The organism is Indolivaga alginatilytica, assembly GCF_003201355.1.
Lineage (GTDB): Bacteria > Bacteroidota > Bacteroidia > Bacteroidales > Dysgonomonadaceae > Dysgonomonas_A > Dysgonomonas_A alginatilytica.
This window is the reverse complement of record NZ_QICL01000031.1, coordinates 45,082-54,607: the sequence shown is the minus strand read 5'-3', so window position 1 is coordinate 54,607 and position 9,526 is coordinate 45,082. Positions and strand designations below refer to the sequence as shown.

10 protein-coding genes are annotated in these 9,526 nt (G+C 33.2%); 6 read left to right on the top strand and 4 right to left on the bottom strand.

Going from position 1 to position 9,526, the window contains the following annotated elements; all coding sequences use genetic code 11:
• The 3 genes from CLV62_RS21785 to CLV62_RS18065 all read left to right on the top strand — a co-directional run.
• Positions 1–260 (top strand): hypothetical protein (locus CLV62_RS21785; protein ID WP_394337212.1); only part of this gene is annotated, 260 nt, incomplete at its 5' end.
• Complete coding sequence (locus CLV62_RS18070) at positions 253–660, top strand: structural protein P5 (protein ID WP_110312181.1); 408 nt, start codon at positions 253–255, stop codon at positions 658–660. The genes CLV62_RS21785 and CLV62_RS18070, both read left to right, overlap by 8 nt.
• A gap of 90 nt (positions 661–750) precedes the next feature.
• On the top strand, positions 751–1,341 hold the full coding sequence (locus CLV62_RS18065) for a hypothetical protein (RefSeq protein WP_110312180.1): 591 nt from the start codon (positions 751–753) through the stop codon (positions 1,339–1,341).
• 41 nt (positions 1,342–1,382) lie between these two features.
• Here the strand turns inward: CLV62_RS18065 and CLV62_RS18060 are convergent, their stop codons facing one another.
• Positions 1,383–1,610, bottom strand: a complete 228-nt coding sequence (locus CLV62_RS18060; protein ID WP_110312179.1) for a hypothetical protein — start codon at positions 1,608–1,610, stop codon at positions 1,383–1,385.
• Positions 1,611–1,887: 277 nt separating this feature from the next.
• Between CLV62_RS18060 and CLV62_RS18055 the strand changes: the two genes are divergently transcribed.
• The 3 genes from CLV62_RS18055 to rhuM all read left to right on the top strand — a co-directional run bounded on the left by CLV62_RS18055 (position 1,888) and on the right by rhuM (position 5,133).
• Positions 1,888–3,138 carry a site-specific integrase gene (locus CLV62_RS18055; RefSeq protein ID WP_110312178.1) on the top strand — a complete coding sequence of 417 codons (1,251 nt, stop codon included), beginning with the start codon at positions 1,888–1,890 and terminating at the stop codon, positions 3,136–3,138.
• 208 nt (positions 3,139–3,346) lie between these two features.
• Entirely contained in the window at positions 3,347–4,717 is a 1,371-nt protein-coding gene (locus CLV62_RS18050; RefSeq protein WP_110312184.1) for a site-specific integrase, read from the top strand.
• A gap of 11 nt (positions 4,718–4,728) precedes the next feature.
• A complete protein-coding gene (rhuM, locus tag CLV62_RS18045; protein WP_110312177.1) occupies positions 4,729–5,133 on the top strand; it encodes a RhuM family protein in 405 nt (134 codons plus the stop codon).
• Positions 5,134–5,251: 118 nt separating this feature from the next.
• On the opposite strand, the gene kwaB is transcribed toward rhuM, so the two are convergent.
• The 3 genes from kwaB to CLV62_RS18030 are packed head-to-tail and all read right to left on the bottom strand — an operon-like array spanning position 5,252 to position 9,361.
• Positions 5,252–6,214 (bottom strand): anti-phage protein KwaB, encoded by a 963-nt coding sequence (gene kwaB, locus CLV62_RS18040; RefSeq protein WP_110312176.1) that lies wholly within the window; start codon positions 6,212–6,214, stop codon positions 5,252–5,254.
• A complete protein-coding gene (gene kwaA / locus CLV62_RS18035; protein ID WP_110312175.1) occupies positions 6,211–6,789 on the bottom strand; it encodes an anti-phage protein KwaA in 579 nt (192 codons plus the stop codon). The genes kwaB and kwaA overlap by 4 nt, the downstream gene beginning before the upstream one ends.
• A gap of 22 nt (positions 6,790–6,811) precedes the next feature.
• Positions 6,812–9,361, bottom strand: a complete 2,550-nt coding sequence (locus tag CLV62_RS18030) for an AAA family ATPase (protein WP_110312174.1) — start codon at positions 9,359–9,361, stop codon at positions 6,812–6,814.
• Between the last annotated feature and the right edge of the window lie 165 nt (positions 9,362–9,526).

Below are 9,526 nucleotides of genomic sequence, written 5' to 3'. Positions count from 1 at the left end.
ATTACGGATTACTATGCTTTGCCTTCATGTTTGATGTACTAGCCTCTTTTATTGCACCATTACCCTATTTTACCCTATTAGCAAGTGCCTTTCTGATATTCATAGAATGGAAATCGGTATTAGAAAAAGCACAGGATAAGGATAGGCGAAAAATGAATAAGAGCATCAAGGAAATAGCCGTTTTACTAGAGCACAAAGACGACATATTGAAAGGAATAACCGAATTATTAAAAGAAAAGGAGGAAAAAGAAAATGAGTAGAGGTTTAAGAAATTGTAATCCGGGAAATATCCGAATAAACGGAGATAAATTCCAAGGTGAAATTATCCCATCTAAAGATAAGAGTTTCAAACAATTTACATCTATGGCTTACGGTTATAGAGCCATGTTTGCAGTATTAGATACTTACCGAAAAAAGGGCTTAAATACGATTGAAAAGGTAATTAGATCGTGGGCACCTCCTAGCGAAAACAATACACAGAATTATATTGATTCAGTGGTTAAGTGGTCGGGGGTTTCCAAGGATTCTATTCTGACAGAACATAGCGGTGCTAACTATATTAAAATAGTTGCTGCAATGTCGAGAATGGAAAACGGTGTAGAGGCTATAATGGGTGATGTGATCGCAGGTTTTGATTTGCAAAACAGGATAATGAGATGAAATTTTTTTTCGTGTATAGATATTTCTATTTTTCTATACACGAAAATCTGATATGTATAGAAAACAAACAATTTAAAGTTTTAAAAAATTATGAATACAACCCAAATAAGATTCAATATTAGCTATCTGATGATCGGTTTATTCATTGGTTTACTGGTTGGTAGTATTTCCGTATTTTTTATCTGTAAATCAATAATCGTCCCAGATATTGACGTAAAGTATGTAAAGGGTGAAACGATAACCGATACAGCCTATATTCCTATTCCCTACATTGTTAATGTGCCGGGAGACATTAAATATATTCCTGTTTACAAGAAAGATTCAACAGGTATAGAAACCTCGGAAATCGATACTGCGAAATCGAAGGATGCAACAGTAGAAGATTGGAATTTGGAAAGGAAGTACGCAAATACGCTTTTTGATAACGAAAATGGGCAGCTTTCATACGAAATAGGCGTGCAGAATAACAAATTATCAAAGTTTGCTTACAACTTCACCCCTATTCAAAAAGTAATAACAACCGGAAAAGAGCAAGTTTGGATGCCTTATGCGAGTATATCATACAGCACTCTCAATTATATGGGGATTGGCGGCGGAATATTTTATCACGATGTAGGTTTAGGTGCCGGAATAGTTCCATCTGAATTTTTCCTAGCAATGTATACTAATGGCTCATCATAGTCGGGCAAGTTTTTGTCATGTTTTCCCGGAATATAGTATACTTAATATCCTAATTCTTGGGGAGTTAGTCTTTTACAATATCTCACGCCATACCAAGTTCCGTAGCTGTAAGGAATATCACCTGCCACATTTTCTCCTGGATTTTTAGGATAGAATGTAATAAAGTCATGCAGATCTATACTAGCTCCTTCTCCGTTTGCTTGTTTAGCAGCAAACTTAGAAACATAGAATAATTGAGAGAAGTCTCCTCTATCCAACTGCCATCCCAACCTAGACCCTCAAGAGCAAGGAATAGAAATAAGCGGTAACCAAATGGCAATCAGAGAGAAGCGTCTTTCTCTGTCATCTACTGTCTAAGGTCAAAAACAAGCATTTAAGCAGAATACAGCAGACGTTCCGTTTCTAAAACGTTACCCATTTTAGACGAAGCAAAACACAGCAAACCGGCGTCGCCATTTGACTGATTAAAGCATTAATTGTCTGCCTGTTGCTCCATTCAAATAACTCACAGAAAAAGTAATTTAAAAACTTAAAATGTGAGCCAAAATGAAACAAGAATTAAAGGTATCTTTCTACCTCAAAAGAGAACAAAGTTTAAGTAAGACCCATGTAGATTCCTCCAGAATCTATCCCATCGTCGGGAAGATTATTATCGGTAACAGTATCGCCCAATTTGGTTCAAAATTATCTGTTTCTGAAAATCTCTGGAATGTAAAATCAGGACGAGCAATCGGCAAAAGTAAAATTGCTGTTGAGTTAAATCGGGAGATAAACAAAATCAACCTCTCCATTCATTCCCATTACAAAGATATCTTAGACCGTACAGGAGAAGTAACAGCCCTACAGGTCAAAAATGCGTTTCAAGGAATAGCCACCGCACAGAAAACTCTGCTTGTGCTGTTTGAAGAGATGATGCAGGAATTTCACTCACGAATTGGTATCGATCGTGCCCCTTCAACTTACTTCAAATACATAACAGCCTATAAAAACCTAAAACGTTTTCTGAAAGAAAAGTATAATGTTGAAGATATCCCTCTTTCTCAATTAGACCTGCCCTTTATCGAAGCCTATGACTTTAACCTGCGGGTAGAGCGTAAACTGAAATCTGAATCCATTGTTTCGATAGTCGCCTTGTTACAGAAAGCTGTGCGTATTGCTTTACATCGTAACCTGATCACACACCCTCCTTTCTATGGATACAAAATCGAAAAACCCGAATTCCAAATCAGATCGCTTTCAGCCGAAGAATTTGAACGATTAATGTCTACTCCTATAGAATCATCCAGTCAGTCTTTCATTCGGGACTTATTTGTATTTGCAGCATTCACAGGCTTATCGTATGCCGATCTCAAAGGATTTGTCTGGAAAGATATTATTCAGGAAGAAGATGGTAGCCTGTGGATATTCAAGAGCAGGCAAAAGACAGATATTACATTCAATGTAAAGTTACTGGATATACCGATTCGGATTATAGAGAAATACAAAGGTATAAGCGGAACAGGTAAAGATGACCCTGTCTTTGTTGTATTATCTCATAGACGCATCACCGATGCTCTAAAAGCAGTCGCAAAACACTGTGGTATAGCAACTAAAATAAGCTACCATGTTGCCCGTCATACATTTGCAAGCCAACTTTGCCTCTCTCAGGGAGTACCCATAGAAAGTGTCAGCCGAATGATGGGGCATCGCAATATTCAGACCACCCAACGGTACGCCCGTGTCAATAATGAGAAGATAGGAAGCGATATGAAGCAACTATCAAACCGTCTTGTAGGCAAATTCAACTTTCCGGAATAAATTACAAATCTGAATAAATCATAAATTAGATTCTTTTGAATAACAATCAATAGATTAAGATCTCAAACCTATTTATTACTTTGGTAAGTATAATAGCGAGAGATAGTTATAAAATGTAAAAATAAATATTTACTGTTACTTAATTGATCAATAAATTAATTAAGCAATTCATAAATCTATAAATTCAACATATATAGCCATGCAACAGATGCAACATATACAGCATACACACCAAGATAAAAATAACAGAAGCACATTCAGCATATTATTCTATCTGAATACAAGTAAAACAAAGAAGTCAGGTAAGTGTCCAATAGTGGGGCGTATCAGTATAGACGGTAAAAATACAGCTTTCAGCACAGGCTTGGATATTCTACCCGAATGTTGGGATACCAAAGACGGATTAGCTATCCTGAAACCAATGAAGAAAACTGATACCACCAACGAACCTGCTTATATCAACCGTCAGATAGACGAACTGAAAACAACATTAGCGGATCATTACAAACACATGGTAGAAGAAAACGGCTATGTAACAGCCGAAGCCCTGAAAAATGCACTCAAAGGTATCGGAACAAAGAATACCAGTCTGATGCAGGAATATGGGGAACTGGTGGAAGAAAAACGAAAGAGTGTCGGTGTCAAGATAACCGAATCGACCTATGTTGTCTATCCGAATGCTTATAAACATCTGAAAAAATTTCTAGTTGAAAAGTATAGTATAGAAGATATTCCTTTCGGTCAGGTCAATATTGCATTTATCGAAGCCTATGCCTATTACCTGAGAATCGATCTGAAGATGACACCCAGAACAGTAAAAGCAAATATGATTCCGCTTCGAACCACCATAAAGCGAGCCTTCAACAAAGGCTTGATCCGCCAAGACCCTTTCTTTGATTTTATCCCTGAAAGGATCATCCCCAAACGTCCGTGGCTTACCAATGATGAAATACAACGTTTGATGCAGATACAGACCAAACATGATACATGGAACTTTACCCTGGATATGTTTATCTTTTGTGCATTCACAGGTATTACCGGTATCGATTTAAGAAATCTGAAGCACAGTAATATCCAACAACAGGAAGACGGCAGTTTATGGGTAACCCTGAACAGGCAGAAAACAGGAACAGCTTCTTACATACCATTACTGGATATACCCATTCAAATCCTAAACAAATACCAAAACACCGAATTTGCAGGAACGGATGGAAAAGTTTTCCAACTGCAAACTCATGTGAATATGAACTGGCAACTCAAACGACTGGCTAAAGCAGCTAAGATTGACAAACGGCTTACTTTCCATATGAGCCGATTTACATTTGCAACAACCGTTTGCCTGACACAGGGAGTACCCATTGAAAGCCTTAGTCAGATGATGGGGCATCTCTCAATAAAAACGACCCAAATCTATGCGGAGGTCACAAGAACAAAGATTAATGAGGATATGACCAATCTGGCAGAACATATCGGAGGAAAATACACCTTAGCCGAAACTGATAAAAAGATATATAAACCCGGCAGAAGAAACAGGAGGTATCCTGAGAAAGAAATTAACAGTAATAATCAACCAATCTAAAAATCAAAATTATGGAAACAGGCAAATTATATATCAGTACAGATGAGAATAATAACACAGAAGTTATTTTCAAACCGATAAATGAGACAGTGTGGCTCACACATTATGAAATAGCATCCTTATTTGGTGTCTATACTCAAACGATTAACAATAACCTTCGGGCAGTTTTAAAATCGGGTGTCTTGCGGGAGGATGAAGTTTCTTATACTCACAGATACACAGCCAACTCTGGTACATATAGAGAACGGCAAACTGTTTACTACAACCTAGATGCAATTATTGCTTTGGCTTATCGTATTAAGTCTAGGAATGCGGAGGTTTTTAGAGAATGGCTGATAGAAAGGATTTGCAGGCAGCAGGAAAGCCAGTCAGTTGTGGTGTTTCGGTATGATTTTGATAATATATCATTGAATTAGAAGAGGTTTTGGTTTTCACTAAAAAAGCGAGCAGAATTTGCTCGCCTTTTGACTCATAGCTTGTAGCACTATACTCATAGACCTCAATATTTAAACCCTCTTACTTAATAATATCGTACTAATTTATTTCCTCTTCAATAAGATCAATATTATCTTTTGCTAAAGAATCATAATATGAACTTGTTAATTCTGATGTAAGAAAATCATCATTTAATAACTTTACAAATAGGTTTTTCGCTGTTTTTGTATGTAAGTTTATTTGAGTTTTCGTATCATTATACCTGATTTTACCTTTAAGTGCTGGATGTGTCTCGGTAAAAGTTATAATAACAGTATTTGGTATACTTTTCTGGATCACAGGAGAATTCCGTGCTATTTTTGTAAGCTTTCTTGCGAAAGTAATATCATCAACTAATTCTTCTAAAGTATTTAAGTTTGAAATAATATTAATGTCTCTTATAGCATTAAGTCCAAGTAAAGCTTCTCTTTTGATAACATCAATAAAGCCAAAACTTCTCTCTATAAATTTCAAATCTAATATTACTACTGTATTATTAACAAGTATGGCTTGAAAATTTGGACTGATTCGAAGCAAACTATCTTCAAATTTTTCAAGCCTTTGATTAGATTTCCACACTAAATAACCACTTGGTCCTATTATTTCAACAGTCGATAATTTTTTAAATAGAGATATCTGTTGGTCTCCTTGTGAGATTACAATTATTAAGGAGTCAATATCTTGAATGTTATGATTGTTGAAACTAAAAATAGAGATATCATCATTTCCAATAACGCTCTCTAGATTTTGTAGTTCTACAGGTAAATCTAGATCATATTCATAATAACAGTTCGTTCGTTCATCAGCAGTTGATAAAGCAAGTATTGAAAATGTATCATTTTCTATAATCTTTTTCTTTATACTCTTTAAAAACATATCAGCTAAACTAGGTAGATCTGTTTCTTTAATATCTAACTTTCGAGGAAACTCCTCTTCTTTTAAAATAGCATATATTATAATTTGTATTTCAATTTCAGGCTGAGACACAAAACCTAAATGCTGTATTAAGTCTTCTCTATTCATGATTTTATTTTTTTTGCATAAAAAATGTTCGGGTCTAATTTTATATACTTTACTCTGTCAGATTTATCTAGTTTATCTCTTGTTATCAAAACAATATTATTTCTTGTTCCTATTCTAACAAAATCTCCAGTAACTTTATATATCCTAAATCCTAAAATAGCTAAAGTTGGATTTGCATAATATAAATTTGTACGAATATATATTATCCCTATTATTATCAATACAATAAGTAGCACTAATTCATATCTAACACTGTCAAAATTAAAACAAACTAAAGGAATAATGTATGTTGTAAGAAACGTCAGATGTTCATAATCAATATTTTCTATTTCTGTAATTTTAAATGCCAATTCAGGAGTCCCTTTTAATTTATGATTGAAGTCGTAAAACGAAAAAGCGCCAATAATAAGTGCTATAATGCATATAAAAGGAACTATATTGCGAGAGAACAGATAATTTATTCCTATAAACTGACTATCTTCTCCCCAGTAAATAGGAATATCAACTGTGATTATAATAATTAATAAAAACAATAACCATAGAGACAAAAAATATAATCCTATTTTTCTTATCATAATGTCACTCGAAATAATATGGCTAATTGAATTGTTTAACAAAAGTTTCGAAGAGATCTAAATAGGTCTTTAATTCTTTTGTATTTGGTGCATCTTGATTTAAAGCTCTTGCTTGATCGTGAACCCAATTAGAACATTCTCCCATACCTTTTTCTATATCACTATATAATGCAACGGTGAATGGTGCTTTTTTTAATCTTTGAGTTTGGATAGCAGGATTGAAACGTTGGATGGCATCATTAAACAGCTTTTCTTCGACACTTCTTTCCCAACTTTCTCTCAATAAGCCACACCAAGATTTTGCTTGAAAGTAATATTCATCGACATTATCCGAATTTTCAACAGGACTAAGGTTTTGTAACTTCTGCTTCAATTTAGATATACGTTCTTTAACATTCATTGCCGGCCATGGAAGTTCGGAAATAATAATGCCTGGGATATTAAGTATTTTTCTTATTGTTGTATAAGTACACTCTACATTATTCTCAATAGCAATAGACTGTAAAGACATAAAAAAAGAGATGTCATGAGTAAATATAATTACTTGTTTATTTTTAGATTCTTCAACAATACGTTGTGCAATTATATACTTTCTCTTATGATCTAAAGAATTAACCGGATCGTCAAAAAAGAGACCTTTAACATTGCCTCCCATTTGAACTTCTGAGAGAAAATCAGCAAAAGCGATTGCTCTTTGTTCTCCTTCACTTAATATTTTTGCTGGAGTTTCCCCTTTCAGAGAAAGTTTTTTTAGTGTTGTTCCTTTACTTCCTCGTTGTTGAATTTCAACTTTAAAATTTGCATTTAAAAGGGTGCATTCCTCATTAAATGTTTTAACATAATCCTCTGTAACATATTTAGTGAAAAGATCCTTCTGTTTAGATGTTACTTTTCTTGTCGTAAACTGCTTATTTTCTGCTTTCTTAATCCATTTACAAACATTTATCCATTCCTCAATTTGATCAATTAATGGAGCTAGTCTACATCTATCTAAATATTCATTGTTTGATTTGTCAAGTTGTTTTTTCCTTTCACTTATTTTCTCAATATCTAATTTCAATAATTCATCAGAAAGTATTTTATTTAAATCTCCAATAAATTTCTTATCTATTTGAAAAGTAGTTATTTCCGTATTCCATTCTATATTTTTAAGTGAAGCTAAAATTTTGACACAATAGTTTTTCTGTAAAGATAGATTAGATTCTATATTTGATAGCAAATCTTCATAGTTCTCTTTTAGCCATTCCTCTAATATTGTTCCCTTCTTTATTAAATCGAAATCTATTTGTTCATATAAGTTTACTAAATCTTTTATGTCTTTGCTGCTGATTTTCAATTCGTTTTCGACTTTACTTGACAAAAAAGACCAATATGATTCTATCGTTTTTTTTGCACTTTCGTCTAATCGTTGTTGACAAAATAAGCAATAATCAATTTGAATTGGAATATTACTTATATCTAGATTTTGCAATTTAGCGTATATTTCCGCTGATTTTATAAAGTTTTTCCATTCATTACTCCCAATTGATTTGAATTTATCAGTCTTAAACTGGTCAATGCCTTCTATTTTAGAAAGCTCTATATTTTGTCCATGGTTACTGATTCTTAACTGTAAAGATTCAATCTGTTCTTTTGTGAATAGTAAATTTGATTGTTCTATTTTTAAATTTAAATCAACGAGGAGTGATTTTATCTTACTTATCTCATTTGCCTTCTTCTGAATATCTGTAGAGTTTAATGTCTTTAGTTCTTTAACATCTATTTCATTCTTCGATTTTTCTTCTTCTGAAATTTCTGATAATTTCTTTATTTCTAAAATCTTAGAGTTGGCAGAAAGCTCATCAATAATAGTTTTTGTGGAAGTTTCTTTCTCAAAATATATTCTAAATGGATTCGGTTTCTGTTTACTTGATATCTCAGATGAGAGTAAATATAAAATATGCTGTAGATTATTAATAAATTTATCAAAAAACAAAAACGAATTTGGAATAAAGGTAAGCTCATCTTCTTGTGTTAAATGAGCATGAGCTGTAGATGAATCAAAAACGGAATACAGATTAAATTCTGGTGAATTTTCGCTCTCGGGGTATGAAATCTCATAGATGTTGGAATCTTTCATGAATTTAAAAGTGCAACAAGGTGGTTTAGATTGATTTGGAGAATAAATATTAGGTACGATACTCTTATCTCCTCTTGATTTGAAAACATTGTTTAGCAATCTTATGTATCCTGATTTACCAACACCATTTTCACCATAGATTAATGTTAGTTTTTCCCCTATAGGTATTACTTGGTCCTCTTTTAAAGCATTTACATTCTTTATACTATGTACCTCTTTGAGAAGAGAATTAGATTCTTCATTATTAACAATACCACCTTTAAATATTATATCTTGTCGTTCCAAATTATGATTCTCTATAAGTCCTGCATCTTCTTTAAAAAAGATGTAAGATTTTTGCAAGATTTCATTTGTTATATCAATATTGTTCAGTATGTATGATGCAATATATTTTTCCCAATATGATAGTGATTTTACCCACTCAATGATTTCTAATTCTACAGTTTTTCCCATTGATTACAATAATAATATTAGATAGAATGTAAAGTTATATAAAAAACAGATATACAAATATATTTTACATGATAGAATGTCCTAATTTTTAGAAGTTTCCCTCTAGCAACACCATCACATCACTTTCCTTATACAATATTCCTCCTGCAATTTTAACATAAGCAA

Excerpts from the sequence above, each read along its gene's own strand:
- kwaA (WP_110312175.1), bottom strand. The coding sequence starts at position 6,789 with ATGATAAGAAAAATAGGATTATATTTTTTGTCTCTATGGTTATTGTTT.
- CLV62_RS18070 (WP_110312181.1), top strand. The coding sequence starts at position 253 with ATGAGTAGAGGTTTAAGAAATTGTAATCCGGGAAATATCCGAATAAAC.
- CLV62_RS18065 (WP_110312180.1), top strand. The coding sequence starts at position 751 with ATGAATACAACCCAAATAAGATTCAATATTAGCTATCTGATGATCGGT.
- CLV62_RS18055 (WP_110312178.1), top strand. The coding sequence starts at position 1,888 with ATGAAACAAGAATTAAAGGTATCTTTCTACCTCAAAAGAGAACAAAGT.
- CLV62_RS18030 (WP_110312174.1), bottom strand. The coding sequence starts at position 9,361 with ATGGGAAAAACTGTAGAATTAGAAATCATTGAGTGGGTAAAATCACTA.
- kwaB (WP_110312176.1), bottom strand. The coding sequence starts at position 6,214 with ATGAATAGAGAAGACTTAATACAGCATTTAGGTTTTGTGTCTCAGCCT.
- CLV62_RS18050 (WP_110312184.1), top strand. The coding sequence starts at position 3,347 with ATGCAACATATACAGCATACACACCAAGATAAAAATAACAGAAGCACA.
- rhuM (WP_110312177.1), top strand. The coding sequence starts at position 4,729 with ATGGAAACAGGCAAATTATATATCAGTACAGATGAGAATAATAACACA.